Origin of the sequence: Fibrella musci, from assembly GCF_041321105.1 — a bacterium.
Classification (GTDB): Bacteria; Bacteroidota; Bacteroidia; order Cytophagales; family Spirosomataceae; genus Fibrella; species Fibrella musci.
On the sequence record NZ_JBGGWD010000002.1, the window covers coordinates 200,145 to 222,267 of the forward strand.

Annotated in this window: 17 protein-coding genes; 7 read left to right on the plus strand and 10 right to left on the minus strand. The window is 55.5% G+C overall.

Annotated elements, in window-relative coordinates:
* Nucleotides 1-24 precede the first annotated feature (24 nt).
* From ACAW74_RS06485 to ACAW74_RS06505, 5 genes are all read right to left on the minus strand, one after another.
* Nucleotides 25-1,689 carry a glucoamylase family protein gene (locus tag ACAW74_RS06485; RefSeq protein ID WP_370697397.1) on the minus strand — a complete coding sequence of 555 codons (1,665 nt, stop codon included), beginning with the start codon at nucleotides 1,687-1,689 and terminating at the stop codon, nucleotides 25-27.
* 96 nt (nucleotides 1,690-1,785) lie between these two features.
* A complete protein-coding gene (locus ACAW74_RS06490) occupies nucleotides 1,786-2,691 on the minus strand; it encodes a LamG-like jellyroll fold domain-containing protein (protein ID WP_370697398.1) in 906 nt (301 codons plus the stop codon).
* A gap of 84 nt (nucleotides 2,692-2,775) precedes the next feature.
* Nucleotides 2,776-3,141, minus strand: coding sequence for a hypothetical protein (locus ACAW74_RS06495; RefSeq protein WP_370697399.1), 366 nt, complete (start codon nucleotides 3,139-3,141; stop codon nucleotides 2,776-2,778).
* A 46-nt stretch (nucleotides 3,142-3,187) separates the two neighbouring features.
* Nucleotides 3,188-4,720: a RagB/SusD family nutrient uptake outer membrane protein gene (locus tag ACAW74_RS06500; RefSeq protein ID WP_370697400.1), complete on the minus strand. Its 1,533-nt coding sequence runs from the start codon at nucleotides 4,718-4,720 to the stop codon at nucleotides 3,188-3,190.
* Nucleotides 4,721-4,733: 13 nt separating this feature from the next.
* On the minus strand, nucleotides 4,734-7,763 hold the full coding sequence (locus ACAW74_RS06505; protein ID WP_370697401.1) for a SusC/RagA family TonB-linked outer membrane protein: 3,030 nt from the start codon (nucleotides 7,761-7,763) through the stop codon (nucleotides 4,734-4,736).
* Between the two features lie 141 nt (nucleotides 7,764-7,904).
* On the opposite strand from ACAW74_RS06505, the gene ACAW74_RS06510 reads away from it, so the two are divergent.
* Nucleotides 7,905-10,793: a hypothetical protein gene (locus tag ACAW74_RS06510; RefSeq protein ID WP_370697402.1), complete on the plus strand. Its 2,889-nt coding sequence runs from the start codon at nucleotides 7,905-7,907 to the stop codon at nucleotides 10,791-10,793.
* Nucleotides 10,794-10,893: 100 nt separating this feature from the next.
* Nucleotides 10,894-12,531: a sodium/sugar symporter gene (locus tag ACAW74_RS06515; RefSeq protein ID WP_370697403.1), complete on the plus strand. Its 1,638-nt coding sequence runs from the start codon at nucleotides 10,894-10,896 to the stop codon at nucleotides 12,529-12,531.
* Nucleotides 12,532-12,540: 9 nt separating this feature from the next.
* Here ACAW74_RS06515 and ACAW74_RS06520 read toward each other — a convergent pair whose 3' ends face one another.
* The 3 genes from ACAW74_RS06520 to ACAW74_RS06530 all read right to left on the minus strand — a co-directional run bounded on the left by ACAW74_RS06520 (nucleotide 12,541) and on the right by ACAW74_RS06530 (nucleotide 16,328).
* Nucleotides 12,541-13,566 (minus strand): LLM class flavin-dependent oxidoreductase, encoded by a 1,026-nt coding sequence (locus ACAW74_RS06520; protein WP_370697404.1) that lies wholly within the window; start codon nucleotides 13,564-13,566, stop codon nucleotides 12,541-12,543.
* Nucleotides 13,567-13,691: 125 nt separating this feature from the next.
* Nucleotides 13,692-14,648 carry a polysaccharide deacetylase family protein gene (locus tag ACAW74_RS06525; protein WP_370697405.1) on the minus strand — a complete coding sequence of 319 codons (957 nt, stop codon included), beginning with the start codon at nucleotides 14,646-14,648 and terminating at the stop codon, nucleotides 13,692-13,694.
* Between the two features lie 90 nt (nucleotides 14,649-14,738).
* Nucleotides 14,739-16,328 (minus strand): flavin monoamine oxidase family protein, encoded by a 1,590-nt coding sequence (locus ACAW74_RS06530; protein WP_370697406.1) that lies wholly within the window; start codon nucleotides 16,326-16,328, stop codon nucleotides 14,739-14,741.
* Between the two features lie 293 nt (nucleotides 16,329-16,621).
* Between ACAW74_RS06530 and rpmG the strand changes: the two genes are divergently transcribed.
* The 5 genes from rpmG to ACAW74_RS06555 all read left to right on the plus strand — a co-directional run bounded on the left by rpmG (nucleotide 16,622) and on the right by ACAW74_RS06555 (nucleotide 19,360).
* Entirely contained in the window at nucleotides 16,622-16,804 is a 183-nt protein-coding gene (gene rpmG / locus ACAW74_RS06535; RefSeq protein WP_015334349.1) for a 50S ribosomal protein L33, read from the plus strand.
* A gap of 65 nt (nucleotides 16,805-16,869) precedes the next feature.
* Nucleotides 16,870-17,025, plus strand: a complete 156-nt coding sequence (locus ACAW74_RS06540) for a DUF4295 domain-containing protein (RefSeq protein ID WP_015334350.1) — start codon at nucleotides 16,870-16,872, stop codon at nucleotides 17,023-17,025.
* 139 nt (nucleotides 17,026-17,164) lie between these two features.
* Nucleotides 17,165-18,133 carry a signal recognition particle-docking protein FtsY gene (gene ftsY, locus ACAW74_RS06545; RefSeq protein ID WP_370697407.1) on the plus strand — a complete coding sequence of 323 codons (969 nt, stop codon included), beginning with the start codon at nucleotides 17,165-17,167 and terminating at the stop codon, nucleotides 18,131-18,133.
* 118 nt (nucleotides 18,134-18,251) lie between these two features.
* On the plus strand, nucleotides 18,252-18,725 hold the full coding sequence (locus tag ACAW74_RS06550; protein WP_370697408.1) for a carboxypeptidase-like regulatory domain-containing protein: 474 nt from the start codon (nucleotides 18,252-18,254) through the stop codon (nucleotides 18,723-18,725).
* A gap of 11 nt (nucleotides 18,726-18,736) precedes the next feature.
* Nucleotides 18,737-19,360 carry a hypothetical protein gene (locus ACAW74_RS06555; RefSeq protein ID WP_370697409.1) on the plus strand — a complete coding sequence of 208 codons (624 nt, stop codon included), beginning with the start codon at nucleotides 18,737-18,739 and terminating at the stop codon, nucleotides 19,358-19,360.
* Here the strand turns inward: ACAW74_RS06555 and fbp are convergent.
* Together fbp and pckA are read right to left on the minus strand one after the other, a co-directional pair.
* Nucleotides 19,330-20,343: a class 1 fructose-bisphosphatase gene (gene fbp, locus ACAW74_RS06560; RefSeq protein WP_370697410.1), complete on the minus strand. Its 1,014-nt coding sequence runs from the start codon at nucleotides 20,341-20,343 to the stop codon at nucleotides 19,330-19,332. The genes ACAW74_RS06555 and fbp overlap by 31 nt on opposite strands.
* A gap of 35 nt (nucleotides 20,344-20,378) precedes the next feature.
* Nucleotides 20,379-21,995, minus strand: a complete 1,617-nt coding sequence (gene pckA, locus ACAW74_RS06565) for a phosphoenolpyruvate carboxykinase (ATP) (RefSeq protein ID WP_370697411.1) — start codon at nucleotides 21,993-21,995, stop codon at nucleotides 20,379-20,381.
* Between the last annotated feature and the right edge of the window lie 128 nt (nucleotides 21,996-22,123).

The following is a 22,123-nucleotide window of genomic DNA, read 5'->3' on the forward strand; positions in this document are numbered from 1 at the left end:
GGCATCGTGGTCGGGAAAGAGGCCTCAGTTGAGGTTCGGGCTCTGGAAACCCAGGGTTTTCATACCCCGTTTCACCTCCGGGCAACTCATAAACAGGTTCCAAAGCAGGCCTGACCGGTGGTTTTCGATCATGCCGATAATGGGCCCCTGATCGATGGCCAGAAACTGATCGGAAAACCACAGGTTGGTAAGGTTAAAGGCGTCGGTAAAGCCCTGATCTTTCCAGATGCGATCACCGAGTTTGTAATAGAAAAACCGCATCGCCCGCATCGACTCGGTGGGTGTGAAAGGCATTGCCGAGAGGGCTGCCGTTGGCGTGAGCGTTCCGTTGTCGTTGTTGGGCTCGTGAGCCGAATAGCCGTTCTGCTCGTCGCTGGCGGTGAGGCCCCACGAGTCGGCACTGTAGCCGCTGAATCCTTTCGGGTTGGTTTTGCAATAGGTATAGTTGATAAGCGAGTGCGCCGTGTTCTGCTGCCAGTAGTCGGCGTAGGCGTCGGTCAGGTTATGCGGATTGATGCCCAGAAATGAGTACTGCGAAAAGAAAAGTGGACCACCGTAGGCCGGGCCAAGTGGTAGTTTAATGCCGTAATAGCTGTTGCCATTCGCCATGCGCCCATTCTGCGCCCAACTGTTGTCATACACCGTTTTGCTGATGGGGTACGTGTTCGACGAAGCTGCCAGCGCATAGGTAATCAGGGCTTCGTTCCAGCCCCGCACGAGCAGGTTCATATCCCAATTGTAGTTGGGTGACCAGTGCCAGTAAAGGTTGGTTTCGGCCCCGTCTTTTGTGAACCACTTCCACTCCACTGCGTCCCAGAGTGTGTTGATGGTTTTGCGCAGGGCAATTTCCTCTGCGTTGGTCGTGCTGTTGAAATACTGCCGGGCGGTTAGCAGCCCCTGCATCAGATACGAGGTTTCGACCAGGTCAGCCCCGTTATCTTTCTGGCTGAATGGTACAGTAGCACCCGTAGCACCGTTGAGCCAGTGCGGAAACGCCCCGTGGTAGCGAATAGCCTTATCGGACAGGAAATTCGTGATTTTCGACAGCCGCGCCAATCCATCCTGCCGACTGATAAACTGCCGGTTGACGGCCACGACAATCGCCATGACGCCAAAGCCTGTTCCTCCTGAGGTAACGACATCGCCCGACGAGTTGCGTTCGCGGGCCATACCCGACACCGGGTGGCCGAAGTCCCAGAAGTACCGGAAGGTCTGTTTCTGCACCAGATCGAGCAGTGCGTCGTCGCTAAGGCGGGGAAACTTGTCGGTACTGTCGAGGGCTGTTGTCAGGCCAACGGTTATGGTTGAATTAAGCGCCGTATTACGCCGCGAAACCAGTGTCGGGGCAATCTCCAGCGTGTAGGCCGTCAGCGCATTCAGTGTGTTCTTTGGCGTCAGTGTCAGCGTCGTATCGTTGGTGGCTGTTACCGTCAGCGGTACGTCCTGCGCGTTGGACCGCTGAATGAGCCGGATAGCGGTGGCAGCCGTCGTCGGTTCGACCGGGGCCGAAAATGCTACCCGAAAAACAGGCTTCAGCCCCGCATCCCGGAACGTCATCGACGCGGACGTTTGCCCGTCGACCTGCACAGTTCGGTAAAAAAACGATTCGGGCGGCTGTACATTCTGTTTCGGCTGACAGGCGATTGCCAGTAACCCACACAGGGCAGCCAAGTAAACGACTCTGTTCATGCTGTTTTTCAATGCGTTGAGAAAGAAGTTTCTGAGGCCCGGAGTCCAACACGGACAGTATCTATCATGTTGAATCCCGGACCTCAAAATGCATGATTAACGGCCGACTGCTTCTAACTGGTAAAGGGCACTGATATCGGCGTCTTTCAACGGTGTGTTGTAGACTCTGATATTATCAATAGCAAAGGTTCCTTTCGTAGTATAAGCTGGCAGGGGGCCTGCCTGAGTAAATCCAATATCACTACTTGCCAGACTCCCAATGACGGCCTGACAGGGCACTAGCATGTTGAGGGCAACCGTGTTGACGCCCCTGTTATTATATGCTCCAATCGACTTACCGTTGCCGAAAATCTCTAATAAGTGAGTATTAGGGTCGAATCGAATCACAAAGTGACTCCATACGCCCGCTCCCTTAAATACACCAACTGGCGTAGATGCTCGAGGATCAGGCCTGTTGTCTTGACCATTAAAATTACCATCAGCCATCAACGACTTGTAATTAGCTTTCAATACCAATGTATCGGCGGCCGCATTGGGTGCAAACCAAGCCGTCTCAGCACCGGCGCTCAGATTGCCAAATGCCTCTTTACTTGCTGTGGGAAAAAGCCCAAAAAATGACGTGAAGAACTGTTTATTGTTTTTGACATTGACCCACAGACTAATTGTATAGCTTGCCAGGGCATCAGCCGTATTGAGTTTTGCAATCGCAGGATAAACAACAGCCCCAGTAGTAAGATTAAGCGCTTGACCTGAACCAGATGCCCCCGTAACATAGTTGACCGAGCCATACGTATTGGCTGGAGCTGTTCCAGAGATGCGCTCATTAGGACTTCCTTCAAATGTCCAGTTCGCCAGCAGATTAGATGGAGCAATATCATTTGAGGCGTTATACCCGCCAATAGCAGGCAGGGTTGCGGTCTCTTCTTTTTTGCAGGACGAAACGAGCGTTGCGCCCGCCAACAGAGCAGCAATAGCCCAGGTACGTTGCGTTGTAGTGTTCATGATTCTGTTTGAGTTAAATTGAAAAATAAACAAATTGTATTAGAGGTAATCGATTGGTTGTTAATGCGTTGGCTGGGGATGTTTTCAGCGTCTCTTACTTGTGTATATCGTTTTCGCCCCAACCACTTCGGAGCTAAACGCTTGTTGTTCTCGTAGCGAAGAACCATATTGTTTGATCCGCTGACCAGTACAATCAAGCAACGTTGTGCTAAATATGATGTACTCGCAGGCTGGGTCCGTGATGCGGGTGAAGTACACGGTTTGCCCTTTGTACGTGCCTTGAAACAGCGAGCTGATGCAATACGATTGGTCCAGAGATGCTGTCAGGTCCTTGACCCATGATATGGCCAGCGGATCGGTCGCCGTGCAGGCGTTTTCTGGTGTAGCAGGGTCATGTTTGCAGCTGATAGTCAGCAGGGTAAGGCCAATAATGCTCAAAAGCGTTTTCATACGGAGTTCTGTTTTGTCGTTGATCTACAGCTATGACTCCTTTTTATCAGTACCCTGGATTCTGATCGAGCTTGCCGCCGCTTAGCTGAATCTGGAGGTTGGGAACGGGAAGCAATTCGTGTTTACCCGCAACGAACGCCTTGCCCTGCGCCCGCATTACCTGCGCCGCCCGCCCCTGCCGGACGAGATCGAAAAAGCGGTCGTGTTCCATGGCCAGTTCGAGCCGACGCTCGTTCCAGATCGCGGTGCGCACGTCGGCTTGCCCGGCAGCTTTGGTAACGGCCAGCCCCGCGCGGGTACGTATCTGGTTCAGGTACGTGATGGCCTGCGCGGTTTGGCCCAGCTCGTTGGCCGCTTCGGCATTCATCAGCAGCACATCGGCGTAGCGGAGCAGGCGCACGTTTTTCTGCTTACGGTCGCGGTTGCCCAGATACGGTTCCACGCTGGGGTTCTCACTGGCGTAGGCCTTGTAGTTGTAGTAGTTGTTCTGCACCGAGTCGCCGCTCGGAAGGCGGAAGCCGTCGTAGAGCAACGTACCCAGCCCCCGCCCGCTACGGTCGATGGCAATGATGGTCGATGCTTTGCGCTGGTCGCCCGCCTCGTAGGCATTTACCAGGTCGGTCGTGGGTGTGCAAAAGCCAAAACCAAGGTCAGTCCAGCCGCCGCGTGGTCCTACGCGGGGTCCTTGCCAGGTGCAGTAGCCCCCCACTGCCAGATCGCTATTATTGAACGTACCGCTCTGCGTCTCAAAAATCGATTCCCGGTTATTGTCGCCCGCTTTGCGCCACAGGATCGTGTAGTCGGGCATGAGCGAGTACTGCCCCGACTGGATGACGGACTGGGTTAGATTCAGGACCTGCTGCCAGTTTTTACGGTACAGGTACGTCTTGGCTAACAGTGCCTGCGCGGCTCCTTTGTTGGCATGACCCACCGCCGCCTGCGCCCGCAGGGGCAGGTTGTCGATGGCAAATTGAAGGTCCTGCGTGATGACGTTGTAGATCGTATCGACAGGGGCGCGCGTCTGGAAAGCGAGGTCGGTGTTGGCGTCCTGCGCGTCGAGGGGCACCCGCACGACCTTGGGTACTTTCCCGAAAAACCGGACCAGGTTGAAGTAATAGTAGGCCCGAATGAACCGGACCTCGCCGATCAGCTGGTTTTTGGTAGTTGGGCTAAGGGCCGCATTCGACAGAGCGGCCAACGCCTGATTAGCCCGCGAAATACCGCTGAAGTAGCCGTTCCAGAGCGCCGCCACGAAGTTGTTGGTCGGCGTCGTGTTAAAATTATCGATGTCGTTCAGCAGGGGCTGATCGCCCGGCGTGCTGCCTTTTTCAGCATCATCGGAGATGATATTGGTGGCGGCAATGAAGCTGATGCCGTGCACGTCGCCGCCCGCTCCGCCGAAGGCCTCGCCGTTGTACAGGCTGTTGTATACCCCCGTGACCAGGTTAACGGCCAGATTAGGGTCGGTAGCCGTGGTGGCCTGCCCCTGCACAGGTACGTCGAGGAAGCTTTTCTGGCAAGCCGTAACGCCCAGCAGGGTGGCCGTGGTGCCGAGTAGAAGCAAAGAAAGTCGGTTCATCCGTCAGGTACGTTTAAAAGCTGGCGTTCAGGCCAATGGCAAAAGTCTGGGTGGTGGGATAGGCATTCAGCTCGATACCCTGACTGGTTGGGTTACCGGGCAGTTCGGCCGTGAAGCCGCTGTATTTTTTCATCGTCAGGATGTTCTGCGCCGTCAGGAAAATTCGGGCGTTGCTGGCTTTGATTTTGTCCATCAGACCGCTGGGTAGCTTATAGCCCAGCGTGAGGTTGTTGATCCGCACAAAATCACCCGATTCGATGAAGTAAGTCGAGGGGGGCAGGTTACCACTGTTGGCACCCGGCTCGGTTTGCGAACCATTAGCCGACGTCCAGCGATTGTAGGCCATCGACCGCTCCACGTTGTCGAGTACGTTCTGCCGGAAGGCGCGTTTGCCGTTGTACACCTGATTGCCCACGTTGCCGTAGATATCGACACCCAAATCCAGGTTTTTGTAGGTCAGCCCAAGGTTCAGCCCGAAATAGGCTTTGGGCTGATACGAACCCGCAAACACACGGTCGTTATCGTCGATACGGCCATCGCCATTCACATCCTGATACCGGAAATCGCCCGGTGCCGCCGAGGGTTGAATGACCTGTCCCGCTGCATTTTTGTAATTATTGATGTCGGCATCGTTCTGAAAAACGCCCAGCACATTCAGCACATAGAAGCTCCCCACTGGTTGCCCGTTGTCGGTACGGGTTGTGTATTGCTGATTGGCCCCAATGCCGCCATCCAGGATGGGTTGCCCACCGTTCAGGCCGATGACGCTGTTCTGATTGAGGGTCGCGTTGCCGCCGATGCGATACGTCAGGTCATTGCTGATGCGACCCCGCCAGTTGAGCGTGACCTCCAGCCCCTGGTTCTGGATCGAGGCGGCGTTGGTCAGCACGACGCCATCGGCATCGCCCGTCACCGACGGCACCCGCACGTTGATCAGCAGGTCGCGGGCTTTTTTATTGTAATAGTTGATCTCACCCGTCAGTCGGCTGTTCAGGAGACCAAATTCCAGACCCAGGTCAAACTCCTCGGTGGTCTCCCACTTCAGGTTGGGGTCTTTGATCTGCGTAATAGCACTCCCCGGCGTTGCCACCCCACCGCCAAACGGATAGGCCAGATTGGGCTGCACGGTCACGGTGTAGGCGTCGGTCGGAATCCGGTCGTTGCCCACCCGGCCCCAGCTTGCCCGCAGCTTCAACAGGTCGAACAGCCGCTGATCTTGCAGAAAGGGTTCGCTCGTGAGCAACCAACCGGCTCCCACCGAGGGGAAATAGCCCCAGCGGTTCTGGCTCGGAAAGCGCGACGAGCCATCGATCCGCATCGTCGCCGTCAGCAGGTATTTGTCGTTGAAATTGTAGTTCAGACGGCTGATGTACGAATTCCGGGTGTATTTATCGCCGGTGCCGTCGTTAGTCGAGGTGTTGGCGTTGCCCGTGCCGATATACCACAGATTCTGGGCCGCAGGTACGTCCTTGCGGAAGGCCGAAAACGTGGTCGAGGTGTACGTTTCAGCGGTGGTTCCCACCAGTAGGGTAAACGCATGCGCTCCAAACCGGCGATTGAACGTCAGCAGGTTATCCCATGTCCAGTGGAACACGCGCGTGTTACTGAACGACAGGTTACTGTTCGGGTTCCGCTGATTGCCACCGGGGTTGATGAATGTGGTGGTATCGTTGTTAAACTGGTAGTTATACACCCGACTATTCTGGTTGATCCAATCGCCGCCTAGGTTGGTGCGGTAGGTGACCCACTCTACGGGCTTGATTTCCAGGTAGGCCGACCCCAATAAACGGTTGTCGGTGGCGAGGTTATCGTTTTTCTCGATGTCGAGCACCGAGTTGCCCACGTTCTGGTAGACCGACGTGTTGCCGTATTTGGAACCTACTTTGGCGGGAATAATTGGTGCGGCCCGGTAGGCGTTGTTGTAGGCCGTGCCCAGGTTGGCCAGTTGGTTGTTACCGTTGGCATAAGAGGCCGAGAAACCCGCCCGCACTACCTTATTGAAGGTGTAGTCGTTGTTGGCCCGGATCGAGAATCGCTTATACTGATTGTTGATCACAATACCCTGATCGGTGAAATAACCGGCGCTGACGAAGTAGGTCGACTTGTCGGTGCCGCCATTGATCGACAGGCCATGGTTCTGCTGAAAGCCGTTGCGCAGGATTTGCCCGTACCAGTCGGTCGAGGTTTCGCCGGGTGTAATCAGATTACCGCTAGCCGTGCTGACGTAGTTGGCGTATTCAGCAGCGTTGGCCATAGGCACCAGGTTGGCCGGTAGCCGAAAACCAGCGTTGCCGCTGTAAGCAACAGTCATTTTTCCGGCCGTACCCCGTTTGGTGGTGATGATAATGACGCCATTGGCACCGCGAGCACCATAAATAGCCGTCGCCGAAGCGTCTTTCAGTACGTCGACGTTGACAATGTCGGCCGTGTTGATGTTTGTGATGTCGTCGGTCAGTACGCCATCCACTACGTAGAGTACCGCCGTTCCGCCCAGCGCTGTGCTGGTACCACGGATGCGAACGATGGGAGCGCTACCCGGTTGGCCACTGCTGATAATCTGAACCCCGGCAGCTCGGCCTTGAAGGGCCTGCGTGGCGGTCAGTACCGGTTGCTTCACCAGTTCGTCGCCTTTGATAGTGACTGTGGCCCCCGTCACGTCGGCCCGACGTTGGGTGCCGTACCCCACGACAACGACCTCGTTAAGCGCACGGGCGTCGTCGGCCAGTATCACGTTCAGTTCTGACCGGTTCGCTACGGCGATTTCCTGCGTCGTGTAACCTATACTTGAGAAGACAAGTGTAGCATTTACCGCCGCCTGAACTGAGTAGTTTCCAGCGCCATCGGTGGTGGTCCCCAACGTTGTGCCTTTAACCTGAACCGTTACGCCCGGTAGCCCTGTATTCGTAGCTTTGTCGGTGACTCGGCCCTGTATACGTAAGCCTCCCGCCCCGGTTTGGGCCATAAGTCGAGTGGAGCCACCGGTCAGGACGGTAAAGACAAGCAGCAACAGGCTGATTGTCTGGATCTGTAAGGTGTGTTTCATGATAGCACGCATGGGCAATAATTTTCCCATAAATAATTGCACAAAAGTAGGTCTAAGTATCGTTGTGGGCTAAAAAGGGGGTACATCATTACCACATCATACCCTCTATTCTGAGCGGAAAAGGCCCGTTTCAACTACATCATGGCTTTCTATATCGTCTTGATAACTTTTTTCTTCACGCTGAAAGGCTGGGCAAGCATAGGCCGACTAGTTGGTTTGTGTTTTGGGATTTTGTTGGCCGATTATCAGGCCTCCGCCCAGTCGGAGTACACTTTTTGCCGACCCGAAATCCTGTCTTTCAACCGGCAGAAATACGGAGCCTATAACCAGAACTGGAGTATCGCGCAGAACCCCCGCACCCGCTTCATGTATCTGGCCAATTCGAGGGGTTTGCTGGAATACGACGGGAGTGCGTGGCGGGTATACGAACTACCCAAAAAGCAGCGGGTACGGTCGGTGGCGGTCGACGAAACGGGTCGGATTTTTACGGGCGCTCTGGGTGAATTTGGGTACTGGACACCCGGCCCGACCGGCGAACTAACGTATCATTCGCTGGCCCCGCTGATCAGGGAACCAGCATTTCGAAACGAGGAAATCTGGAACGTGCTGGTCACGCCGCAGGGCACGCTCTTTCAATCCTTTGCCTATATGTATCGATACTGGCAGGGGCGGGTCGAAGCGATTCATACGCCCGGCAACGTGCTGTTTGTGCGGGCGGTGCGGAACCGGTTGCTGGTGGAAGTCATCGACAAAGGCTTGTATGAACTGCGCGGGAAGACGTTCACGCTGATACCGGGCAGCGAATTTCTGGGGCATGAAACCATCAACACGCTATTACCGCTGGGTGAGACGGATTGGCTTATCGGTACCGAGCGGGCTCTTTACCGCTACGATGGCCGCACGTTTCGGCCCTTCAATGCGCAATTGAACGCCTTTATTCAGCAGAACCGGCTCAACCGGGGTATTCAATTAGGAGCAGATGGGTATGCGTTCGGGACACTGTTGAACGGTGTGCTGGTGACTACCACCGACGGGCGCATCCGCTACCTGTTCAATCAACAGACGGGGTTGCAGAACAACACGGTGTTGGCGCTCTGGCATGATGCAGACCGGAATCTTTGGGTTGGTATGGACAAGGGTGCCGATCTGATCAACCTTAGCTCACCCATCCGCTACTTTACCGACAGCGACGGCAATCTGGGTACGTTCTTCGATCTGGCCCGCCATCAGGGTAACCTCTATCTGGGCACCAATCAGGGGGTTTATTATAAACCACTAAGCCGACCCGAGCTACCGTTTCGGTTGATCACGGGTACTCAGGGCCAGGTTTGGCAACTGAGCGTACAGGACGGGCAATTGCTGTGCGGGCACAATCGGGGTACGTTCCTGATCGACGGGACAACGGCTCGCCTGTTGTGCCCTATCACCGGCGGTTGGTCACTCCGCCGATTAGCCAAACAGCCCGATCGACTGATTCAGGCAACGTATACCAAGCTATGCGTGTATCAGAAAGACAGGCAGGGCAGTTGGACCTTTGCGCATACTGTGGAAGGCTTTTCGGCACCGGTGCGGCAACTGGAGGAAGACGAGACCGGGGCGATCTGGCTCAACAAAGCGCCAAACCAGGGTATACAACGCCTGCAACTCTCACCCGACCTGAAGCGCATTGTCAAAAGCACCAGCTACGATTCCCCGGCTTTCCAGACGACCACAGCCAACCTGGCCAAGTTGGCGGGCCGGATTGTGGTGACAGCCGCCCCTGTTGCGCAGGTTTTCGACCCAACCCGGCAGCAGTTCAGCCCGGCGCCGCTGCGTTTCCCGTTTCTGAAACCAGGCGTCCAGAAGCTTTTTCAACTCTCGGGCGACGATCTGTTTCTCTTGCATCAGGATGGGCGCTTGCAGTATGTGCAGGCGGGACAAACGACCGCGCACGATATTCCGGTACGTACCAATCTGTGGGTCGAAGAAGACGAAACCCTGGTCGACCTCGATACGAATTACTTGGGGCTTTGCCGCGAAAACGGGTTTGCACTGATTCCCCGCCACGGCCTGAGCCAATTACGCCGGACGGCCGTTCCCCCATCCCTGATCCGCAGCATTACGACCCTCGACACGCCCGCCGTGCAACGTACGTTTCAGGCACCACAACAGGCCGATGCTACTCTGTCGTTTTCCCATAAGCAGGCCAACCTGCTGGTTACGTTCTGCACGCCTGCCTTCACACAGCCGGTACAATACAGCTACTGGCTGGAAAACAACATGGTCGGTTGGTCGCCTTATCAGCACATCCAGCAAAAGGAGTTTAGTAACCTGCCTGCGGGCCACTACGTACTGCATCTGCGCTCTAGCGGCAACCCGGTAGAGAGCACCCTCGCTTTCGAGATTCGCCCGCCCTGGTACTGGTCGGTCTGGAGTAAGCTGGGCTATCTGTTGCTGGGCATTGGCGCGCTGGGCCTCTCCTACCGGCTGCACCTACGCCGCGTGGCTACCAAGCAACATCAGCTACGTACCGAGTTGGAAGCCCAACTGCGTCGCCAGGAAGAAGCCAGTCAGCGGGAGATTATTCTGTTGCAGAAAGAGCAGTTGGAACAGGGCCTGATTCAGAAATCGGAAGAACTGGCCAACTCGACCATGACGCTGATTCAGAAAAACGAACTGCTGATGCAGTTAAAGGAAGAACTCGGTCAGGTAAGGAGTCAGGTCAGCGGGCGCGGCACGGGCGAGCACTTCCAGCGCATCGACCGGCTGATCGACCAGAATATTTCCAGCGAGCAGGACTGGGCATTGTTCGAAGCCAATTTCAACAAGGTACACGAACAGTTTCTGAAACGGCTGATCGATCAATACCCCGACCTTGGGCAAGGTGACATGAAACTGGCCGCCTACCTGCGCATGAACCTGTCGACAAAGGAAATCGCGCAATTGCTCAACATAACGCCCCGCAGTGTCGAGTTGAAACGGTATCGCCTTCGTAAGAAACTGAACCTCGACGCACAGGCCAATCTGGGCGAATTCATGATCAAATACTAAGCACGTATCACCCTCATTATCTGACAGATAACATCGGAACGGGTACAGAAACGGGCAGTTTGTCTTTTGGTAGCACCTAAAGCCTAAACGCCTGCCTTTCATGAACCACCTCGCTGCCGCCGACTACGCAGTTTTCCTGATTTATTTTGTCGTTGTCGTTGGTTACGGCTACTGGATTTACCGCTCGAAGCAGTCGGGCGCGACCAATACCAAAGATTTTTTTCTGGCCGAAGGGTCACTCACCTGGTGGGCCATCGGGGCGTCACTCATAGCGTCCAATATTTCGGCCGAGCACTTCATCGGCATGGCCGGGTCGGGCTTTGCGATGGGGCTGGCCATTTCGTCGTATGAGTGGATCGCGGCGGCTACGCTCGTCATCGTAGCGGCATTTTTCATTCCCATCTACCTCAAAAACAACATCTCGACCATGCCCCAGTTTCTGGCGCAACGGTATTCCGATACCGTCAGCACCATTCTGGCGATCTTCTGGCTGGTGGTCTATGTGCTCGTCAACCTCACGTCGATTCTGTACCTGGGGGCCATCGCCATCGAATCGCTGGCGGGCATTCCGTTCACCACCTGTACCATCGGGCTAGCCATTTTTGCCATTTTCATCACGCTCGGCGGTATGAATGTCATCGGCTACACCGACGTGATTCAGGTGGTAGTGCTCATCTTTGGCGGCTTGGTGGTAACGTACCTGGCGCTGCAACTGGTGGCCGACAAATCGGGCGTCGATGGCGTCTGGAACGGGCTGGCGACCCTCCGCACCCGCGCCGACGATCATTTCCATATGTTTTTTGCCGAAGGGCACCCGCATTACAACGCCCTGCCGGGGATGTCGCTGGTGCTGGGCGGGATGTGGATCAACAACCTCTACTATTGGGGCTGTAACCAGTACATCGTACAGCGCGCGCTGGGTGCCGATCTACCTACGGCGCGAAATGGCATTCTGTTTGCCGCCTTTCTGAAGCTACTCATCCCGCTTATTGTGGTGATTCCCGGCATTGCCGCCTTTGTGCTCTATCAGGAGGGCACCTTCGCCACCGCCATGACCGACGCCAACGGTAGCGTCAAACCCGATCATGCGTATCCGGTACTGATGAATCTGCTGCCTACGGGCATGAAAGGGTTGGCCTTTGCCGCCTTGACCGCCGCCGTGGTGGCCTCGCTGGCGGGCAAATGCAACAGCATCTCCACCATTTTTACGCTCGATATCTACCGCAAATTTGTCGACAAAGATGCATCGGAGCAGAAGCTGGTGCGAGTGGGGCGCTGGGCCGTAGTGGTCTCGTTTATCGTGGCCATTCTCATCGCGCCCATGCTACGGTCGTTCGATCAGGTCTATCAGTACATTCAGGAGTACACTAATTTCCTTACCCCTGGCGTGTTTGCTATTTTTGCGCTGGGCTTTTTCTGGAAACGCGCCACCAACCGAGCCGCCCTCACGGTCGCCATCCTGACCATCCCACTGTCGATTCTGTTTAAATTCTGGCCGGCCATCAGCGAACTGGTTGGCGAGCGGGCGGCCGAGATCCCCTTCCTTCACCGCACCACCTGGGTCTTTTGTATCGACGTGCTGCTGATGGTCGTGATATCGCTCACCGACCCGGCCAGTGAGGGCAACCCCAAAGGTCTGGCTATCGACAAAGCCATGTTTCGGGTGTCGCGGTCGTTTCTGGCCGGATCGGCGGCAATCGCAGTGGTGCTGCTTACCTTATATACCTTGTTCTGGTAGACAACGTACCTAGGCGGCTACAGTTGCCCCAACCGCCTCGCGAGCCAGCGCGTCACGTATCTGAGCCGTCAGCTCAAAGGAGCGAAGGCGGGCCGTATGGTCGAAAATCTGGGCGGTCGTAATCAGTTCATCCGGATGCAGTTGCTCGATGAACCGGGCCAGTCCCTGCTGCACCGTTTCGGGTGAACCAACCATCGCGTACCGCAGCGCATGACTAGCTCCTGCCTGATCGGCCGCGAACTGAAGCAGATCGGGGCGATCGACGGGCGGCGGCAACATACCGGGCGCACCCCGGCGCAGATTAATAAACTGCTGCTGTACCGACGTAAACAGGCGTTGTGCTTCGGCGTCGGTATCGGCCACGACCACGTTGGCCGCCAGCATGACGTAAGGCTTATCCAACGACTCCGACGGGGTAAACTGCGTTCGGTACACGTGCAACGCCTGCAATAGGGCATCGGGCGCAAAATGAGAGGCAAACGCAAACGGCAAGCCCAGCATGGCAGCCAGCTGCGCCCCAAACAGGCTGGAGCCCAATATCCAGATGGGTACGTTCAGACCTGCCCCCGGTACGGCCTGCACCGCCTGCCCCGGTTCGGTGGGCTGGAAATAATCACGGAGTTCGACCACATCCTGCGGAAACGTATCGGGTCCGGTCAGGTTGCGGCGCATGGCCCGGGCCGTTACCTGATCGGAACCCGGCGCCCGCCCCACACCCAGGTCGATCCGGCCGGGGTACAGCGACGCCAGCGTACCAAACTGCTCGGCAATAACCAGCGGCGAGTGGTTGGGTAGCATAATCCCGCCCGAGCCAACGCGTATCGTATTCGTACCACCCGCGATGTAGCCAATGCCCACCGACGTAGCCGCGCTGGCCACGCCCGTCATATTATGGTGTTCGGCCAGCCAGTAGCGGTTGTAGCCCCAGCGTTCGGCGTGTTGGGCCAGATCGAGCGCATTGTGCAGTGCCTGCCGGGGGGTGCTCCCCTCAGTAACCGGCACCAGATCTAAAATTGAGAAAGGAATATTCTTCATGGCGTTGGAAAGCCACGTACCCGGTCAGGTTGTGTGCCGGAGGGCTTTCGTGTAGAACACAAACGGCCCGAAAATCATTACGTAAACCGACCAGTCCAGGATTAACAGATGTTACTTACTGCGTTTCATTGACCGGTAGCCAGGGTATTGATTGCCATGGGTACTTCTGGCTCACCCTTGAAAAAGGCGCCGCGTTTACCCTGTGTCAATGCCCAGCGGTGTAGCCACGAGATACCACCGTTGCGCACGTAATCGTCTTGTGACTGATAGGCGGCGTCCTGAAGTGCATCATCCAGCGAGACAAACAGATACCCTTCGGCCGTCAGGCGAGCCAGTAGGTCGCCCAGATACTGCGAATTGATCGTATTGGCATGTGTTAGCAGAATATGCGCTATGGGGCGCCTGAACAGGGAGTCGGCCTGCGCCTCATAATAGTGAACACAAGCCAGCATATAATCGACGTACTGCCTACCGACCGATGAGGCCAGGGCGGTGTCTTTCCGGAGCAACGCTACGTCGTAGGCAGCAGAGAATAGATAATCGGCATTGTCGATAGACACCGGCGCTTCTACATACTGCTGGCTGGCCAGATAACGAACCAGCGAATCGCGCTTACCGACTGTATTACCGCGTTGCAGGTAGGGATGCCGAAAATAACGAAGGCGTTGATTAGCCGATCGAAGCAACGGACGCAGCACGGCATCGACGCCGGCTACGTCTTGCTGGTAGGCAGCGGCCGATATCGTATTGTACCCCAGGTGCGCAAACGTATGATTGCCCAACTCCATACCGGCGTTCAGCCAGCGTGTCAACAGGCGTAGTTGCGCTTTGTCGGGTTGTGACTGGTTCATCAGTTTTTCGCCGACGACGAAGCCAATCGCAGGTACGTTGTGTCGTTTCAAATGCGCCAACAACTGGCCAGTCAGCGAGTCCTGCCCGGCGGCTGTCCGGTAAACCCGCGAAACCGTAGGCAGGTCATCAACGGTAATACACATCCGTTTCTGAGCGCAGGCGGGCCCCAGCCAACCGATTAGTAATAACGACGTGAGTACAAGTCGACAGGAACGTACGGTTGCGTGCATAAGTCGTTGTTGATACTACTAAGAATGGCCTTCGGAAAGCTATTGATGAACCCTTGCTTTCCGAAGGCCAGTATTGAACGTACCTACTGGCTAAGCAGTCACACCAATTGCTTGCAGAATACCCTCAGCAGCAACCCGACCGGTTTCGGCCCCGCCGTTCATGTAGCCCTGATAGTCGGCGCTGCAATGCTCACCCGCGAAGAACAGTTTCCCGACTGTTTCGCCCTCAGCACCGCCAAAGCTGGTTTTCTGCCCAATGGTGTAGCAGGCGTAGCTACCCTGCGAAAACGAATAGCTAGGCCAGTGGAAACGCTCGGCCCGAGCCGTATAGCGAGCCGACGCACCCGGGAAAATCTGGTTGAGTTTGGGCAGGTATACCTGAGCCTGCTGCGCCGCCGTGCCCAACCCAAGCTGAACGCCGGTGAGGCCACCCGTGTAGACGGTGAAACCACCCGCACTCCCCGCCTGTAGCTGGCTGTTGTCCCAGCCCGACTGAATACCATTATTGGTGAACACGTACCCAGTATAGCCCAGTGTGCGCCAAGGCCGGTTGGAGAAGCCAAGCAGCAGTTTGGCATTGGTGCCATAACCCAGTTCATTGATCGCCCGACGCTTACGCAGGGGCAGGCTTACGTTTAGCTGCACCTGCCGCAGTTTGGTGAACGGAAGCGTGAGAATCACGTAATCGGCCCACACGGTAGTGCAACCGTCGAAAGTCAGCTCATATTTAGAGCCTACCGTCGAAATCGACCTCAGTACGGCGCCCGTCCTGATGCTGTCCTGATAAAGCTGGGTAAGCCGATCGGTGATTTGCTGGTTGCCGCCCGCGATTTTGTAGCGTTCGTCGCTTTCTCCGAAGACCTCAAACTGCCCGCCCGTCGTATCGGATGAAATAAGCGTAAGCAGGTTGATCGCACTCTGCACATCACACGACAGACCGAACTCGGTTTCGTAAGCAACCGTCAGCAGAGAGCGGATAAGCCCGAAAGCGCCGATCGTGGTGAGGTACGTACTGATTGATAGCCAGTCGTAGAGAAAGCCTACTCCGCTGGTCGCTGTGTAATCGATCACATCGGGCAACTTATTGATGTCGGCCTCAATACGGCTCGCAATGGGCCGAAACGCACTCACGATCTGCGCCAGCGAATACATCCGCCCATCAAAATAGTAAGCATCTTTGATCAGCGCGGTTTCCGAAGGAGCCTGCGTATCAAGCAGTCGCAAGCCAAACTCCCGGGCCAGTTGGAGCATATCGTCATGGCCACTGTCGATAAACTCACCGCCCAGTTCGGTCGTCAGGCCGGTAGCCATCAGGTTTTTGGCAGTCCGAATACGCCCCCCCGTCTGGGTGGCTCCTTCATAAATGGTAAAGTTGCCAACGCCGCTTTTGGCCAGCGTATGCGCGGCGTGCAGGCCAGCAATACCAGCGCCAATAATCGCTATGCTGGGGCCACTGGTGCTCAGCCGGGCATTGCGAACAGGCTGGGTAGGATCGATGTCGTCAGTTCGACAGCTGGCAAGCGCGGCTAATCCGCCGGCAGCCAGTGCCATCTGGCCCGACGAGCGCAAAAATGCCCGGCGCGATTGCTGCTCGATCAATTGGCCGACTAACTCATCAGCAGGCACTTGGGTACGTTCTGAGGCGATAGCGAGACGATAGGCCTGTCGCAACAGACTCATTAAAGGAGTTTTAGAAGTAGTCATTATTCGCAAATTAACTAAGTATAATTGCTCGACAATTTGCGAATAATTAACTAATATTAGTCAATAGCGAGTGACAAAATCTTGCTTTTTGCGCCTGATGGCTGGTTTATCCGCGTCATAGATGAAGACTACGGACCATCTTGAGGGCACCAACTGGCAATAATTGTCGTTTACTCTTTATAAGAATCTGACAGCCAAACAAAAAATGGCGTTGCGCTTTCCAATTGTGTTTTCTATCTTTGCGCTCCCGTTGAGAAAAAGACATAGCCATGGCTAAGAAAGGTAATAGAATCCAAGTCATCCTGGAGTGCACCGAGCAGAAAGAATCGGGCGTACCGGGAATGTCGCGGTACATCACGACTAAGAACCGCAAAAACACGCCCGCACGTATCGAGCGTAAGAAGTACAACCCCTTCCTGAAGAAGGTAACGCTTCACAAAGAAATTAAGTAATTGTCATCTAAACTGGCGGAACCCGGCCTAACTCGCCGCGGCACACGTCGAAACCAACATAAGCAATGGCAAAGAAGGTAGTTGCAACCCTGAAAACGAAGGACAACGGCAAAGCATTCGCGAAAGTGATCCGCGCCGTAAAATCACCCAAAACGGGTGCTTACACCTTCAAAGAGGAAATGGTACCCGTCGACGACGTGCAAAACGCACTGAAAGCGTAATCGGTTAGTTGCCTTTCCCGAAAACACTACACTGAAAAGTCCCCAAAAGGGACTTTTTTTGTTATATCGTAGCGCACGGCTCCAGCCGTGCTTGAGTTAACTATTTATACGGCACGGCTCTAGCCGTGCGCTACTCATAATGGCCTTTTTTGGATTATTTGGCAAAGAGAAAAAAGAATCGCTCGACAAGGGCCTGGAAAAAAGCAAAGACAGCTTTTTTTCCAAGCTGGGCCGGGCGGTCGTTGGCAAAGCAACGGTCGACGAAGAAGTACTCGATGAACTCGAGAGCGTCCTGATCTCGTCGGATGTAGGCGTAGAAACCACCGTCAAGATTATCAATCGGATCGAAGCTCGTGTAGCCCGCGACAAATACATGGGGACGAGTGAGCTGGACAATATCCTGCGCGAAGAGATCGCAGGGTTGTTATCCAGCAACAAACATACTGGCAGCAACGTACCCACCGACGATTTTGCGCTCCCCACGGATAAGAAACCCTACGTGATTATGGTCGTTGGGGTGAATGGGGTCGGCAAAACCACTACTATCGGCAAGCTGGCAGCGCAGTTTCACAAACGCGGCAAGCAGGTCGTGCTGGGTGCGGGCGATACCTTCCGGGCAGCGGCCGTCGATCAGCTCAAGCTTTGGGGCGACCGCGTGGGCGTTCCCGTGATTTCGCACGGTATGAACACCGACCCCTCGGCCGTGGCTTACGACGCCGTGAAAAAAGGCACCGAAATGGGGGCTGACGTGGTCATTATCGACACCGCCGGCCGGTTGCACACCAAGGTGAACCTCATGAATGAGCTGTCGAAGATCAAGCGGGTGATGCAGAAATTCATCCCCGACGCCCCCCACGAGGTACTGCTCGTACTCGACGGATCGACCGGGCAAAACGCGTTTATTCAGGCTACCGAGTTTACGAAAGTGACTGAGGTAACGGCGCTGGCTATTACCAAGCTCGACGGCACAGCCAAAGGCGGGGTGGTTATCGGTATTTCCGATCAGTTCCAGATACCGGTCAAGTACATCGGGGTAGGCGAAAAAATCGAAGATCTACAGGCGTTCGACAAGATGGAGTTCGTCGATTCGTTTTTCAAGAAAGTGTAGAGACGCAATCCCTTGCGTCTCTTACGCGTCAGCAATCCATCTTTCTTCCGTTGTAACGCAAAAAATGGCTGACGCGTAGGAGACGCAAGGGATTGCGTCTCTACCATTGTTCCCTCCTATGCGCTATCTACTCCTGTTCCTTTGCCTGCTGACGGTCAACGCCATGGCCCAGAAAAAACCGCTGCGGAAAGCAACTCCTAAACAGGGAATCTGTGGGCTGGTTGTCGAGAAAGTAGGCAATCAGATGCCCAGCCCCGACGTACCCAGCGCGAAGCGGTCGGCATTGGGGTCGCCCGTAAGTCGGGAGGTGCTCGTGTATCCTCTGATGAAGATGGAGGCCGTGGAAGGCATCGAGGATGGCTTCATCACGTCGACCAACGGTGTACAACCTATCAAAACCACCAAATCGGCCGCCGACGGCACCTATTGCCTGACCGGCCTGCCCGCAGGACGCTACACCGTGCTCGTACGCGAACCGAAAGGCCTCTACGGCAGCCTGTTCGATGGCGAAGGCAACATTAACCCCGTAACGGTGCCAGCAGGCAAAACCGCCCGGCACACCATCCAGATTACGTATCAGACCGCTTTCTAGCTATAGCGATTATGATAATAACATTGCTGGTCGTTTTTGGGCTATTCTTCCTGCTGATGCGTGGGCTTTTGCGTTACTCCAGTCAGTCCCTTGGGGATGAGTCTCCGCTCAGCAAGCCCGTTACGTATGCATACCCCAACAACTATTTCTGGTGGCGCGAAAGTATATGGGCCTTGCCACTTCTTATCGTCATGTTGGTTGTGGGCTGGCTCACACTGAAAAACTATGATACAATTACCCAATTCTGGCATTACCTCGTCATGGGTGGGGTACTGGCGCTACCTGTTTTCCTGTTCTACCTATTGAGTCGCCTCGACTGGACCGAGCGCCAGTTAGCCACCATCATTGAAGATACTGCCATTCACCTCGACCCGGCTACGCAGTCTGTTGTCGTCAGCCGAGCCGACACCGATACGGTGTTAACAGCCGCCAACGTTGTTGCTATTGAGATGCATACCGTCTCATTTGGCAAATTCCTGTATTCGTATTACCGCTTCATTGATCAGGACGGCCGGGCCACGCCAATCTATGATTACGGCAAAGGACTCCCATTCGGCCTTGAAGCCTATTTCAAGGGTGTTCCCGTTACCGCTTTCACCCACAGTTACCCCACGTCGCCACTGCCGTTAAGTTGACGAACCATCTCGGCGGATCCGATAAACAGCGGGCTTCGCTGATGCAGGTTATTGGGCTCCACGTCGAGCAAACGTACCCGCCCGTTGGTGGCCACGCCGCCCGCCTGTTCGGCAATGAACGCCATCGGGAAGCACTCATAAAGCAGCCGCAACTTGCCGTTTGGCGTTTTCACGGTGGGCGGGTACAGGTAAATGCCACCTTTGATCAGATTCCGGTGAAAATCAGCGACAAGCGAGCCGATATAACGGCCCGTCAGGCGTTGTTGGCGGCAGGTCTGCAGGTACGTTTGTACGGATGCCGGATAGTCAAGTACGTTGCCATCGTTGCAGGAAAAAACCGGGCCGGTCGGCGGCTGCTTCAGTCCCGGATGCGACAGAATGTATTCGCCCAGCGACAGATCGTAGGTAAAGCCATTGACTCCGTCGCCGGTCGTCAGCACCAGAATCGTTGAGGAACCGTAGAGAATATAACCCGCCGCCACCTGCTGATCGCCCCCTTGCAGAAAATCGGCCAGCGTCGCGGCAGTACCAACGGGCGTAATGCGGCGGTAGATACTGAAAATTGTACCGATCGACACGTTTACGTCGATGTTGGATGAACCATCGAGCGGGTCGATCGCGACAACGTACCTGGCGTTCACATTGCCCGTGTGAATGATATCCTCATCTTCTTCCGAAATAATGGCGCAGGTTTGGCCACCGTTTTTGAGCGCCCGAATAAACCGAATATTGGCCACCACGTCGAGCTTTTGCTGCGTTTCGCCCTGCACGTTGCCCGACCCCGCCGAACCGGTGATATCCATCAGTCCCGCCCGGTTAATTTCCCGGTTGATGATTTTACTGGCCAGCGCCATGTCGCGCAGCAGCTGCGACAGTTCGCCAGTGGCATAAGGCACCGCCAGCTGTTTCCGCATGATAAAGCGGTCGAGCGTAGTGCCCACGGGAAGGGCCAGATTTGACAGCGAAGACAGTGTGGTTGTCACGGTCGAAGGGGTTTGCAATGCGTGAATGGGTGGGACTATAACGCGTTGATTTTCTGGTCGAACCGGGCTTTCAACTCACTCGCCTGCGCATCGTAGGCAGTTCCGTCGGTCCAGGTTTGCCGCGGGTCGAGCAGGGAATCCGGTACGTTCGGGCAGGTAGTCGGAACAGCCAGGCCAAAAACGGGGTGCTTCTGATACCGAACGCCATCCAGGTCAAGGGCACCGCTGAGCGCGGCGTGAATCAGAGCACGTGTATGGCTGAGGCTGATGCGGTGTCCTATACCATACGGCCCACCCGTCCAGCCGGTGTTGATCAGCCAGACGGTAGTACCATGCTGCCGGATTTTTTCGCCCAGCAGCTCGGCATATTGGCGGGCAGGCAGGGGCATAAACGCCGACCCGAAACAGGCTGAGAAGGTGGCTTCTGGTTCAGAAACGCCCATTTCGGTTCCAGCTACTTTAGCCGTATAGCCCAGCAGAAAGTACTGCATCGCCTGCTCGGTGGTGAGCCGGGCAATGGGCGGCAACACGCCGAACGCATCGCAGGTCAGGAAGAAAATCGTATCCGGATGCCCTGCTACCGACGGATTCAGCGCGTTATCGATGAAGTGGATCGGATACGACGTGCGGGTGTTTTCGGTCAGCGTTGTATCGGTGTAATCGACAGTGCTGCTGCCCGGCTTGAAGCGCGTATTTTCGACAATCGCCCCGTAACGGATGGCGTCGTAGATCTGTGGTTCGCGCTCGCGAGTCAGGCCAACCACTTTGGCGTAGCAACCTCCTTCAAAGTTGAAGATGCCATCATCATTCCAGCCGTGTTCGTCGTCGCCCACCAATTGGCGGGTCGGGTCGGCCGAGAGCGTCGTTTTGCCCGTGCCCGACAGCCCGAAGAAGACCGCCACATTGGATTTACCATCCGGCCCCATACCCACGTTGGCCGAGCAGTGCATGGGCAGCACGTGCTGCCGGGGCAATAGAAAATTAAGCGCCGAGAAAATTCCTTTCTTGATTTCGCCGGCGTAGCCCGTACCGCCAATCAACAACGCCCGTTTCGAGAGATTCAGAATGGCAAAATTCTCGCCACGTGTGCCATCCTCCGCCGGGTTTGCTTTGAACTCGGGCACCGCCAGAATCGTGAAATCGGGCTGAAAATGCGCTAGCTCATGGCTCTCAATGCGTTGGAACATGTTGTAGCAGAACAGATTTTGCCAGGCCGAGGTCGTCAGAATGCACAGGTTGAGCTGCTGAGCGGAGTCGGCTCCCGGTGCCGTAGCACCAGCGCAGGCGTACCGCACGTAAATGGTCTGGTATTCGAGGTAACTCCGCATCCGGCGGTGCAGTTGGTCAAACTGCTGCGGATCGAACGGCAGATTGACCCGCCCCCAATCGACGGTGGTTTCGGTCAGGTCATCGCGCACGATATAGCGGTCTTTGGGCGAACGGCCCGTAAACGTACCTGTAGCGCATTGCAGTGCCCCCGTATCGGTCAGTTGACTTTCCCCCTGCTGAATAGCCTGCTCGATGAGCGCCGCTGGTGGCAACTGAAAAAACAGTTCGGCCGGGTCGTTCAGGCCCAGAAAATCAATGGCCCGTTCGGCAGGAAAATTAAGGCTGATAAGGTTGGCAAACGGTTGCGCTTGTTCGATAACCATGATTGATGAAGTTAAGTAAGGGCACAAACATACTGCGAACTTTCAAATATTAGCGAACGTTCGCTAATTTAATTTCAAACGCTCATGTCGGCTGCTCTTTGTAGCTTTGTACCCCACCCCCTGCCCCC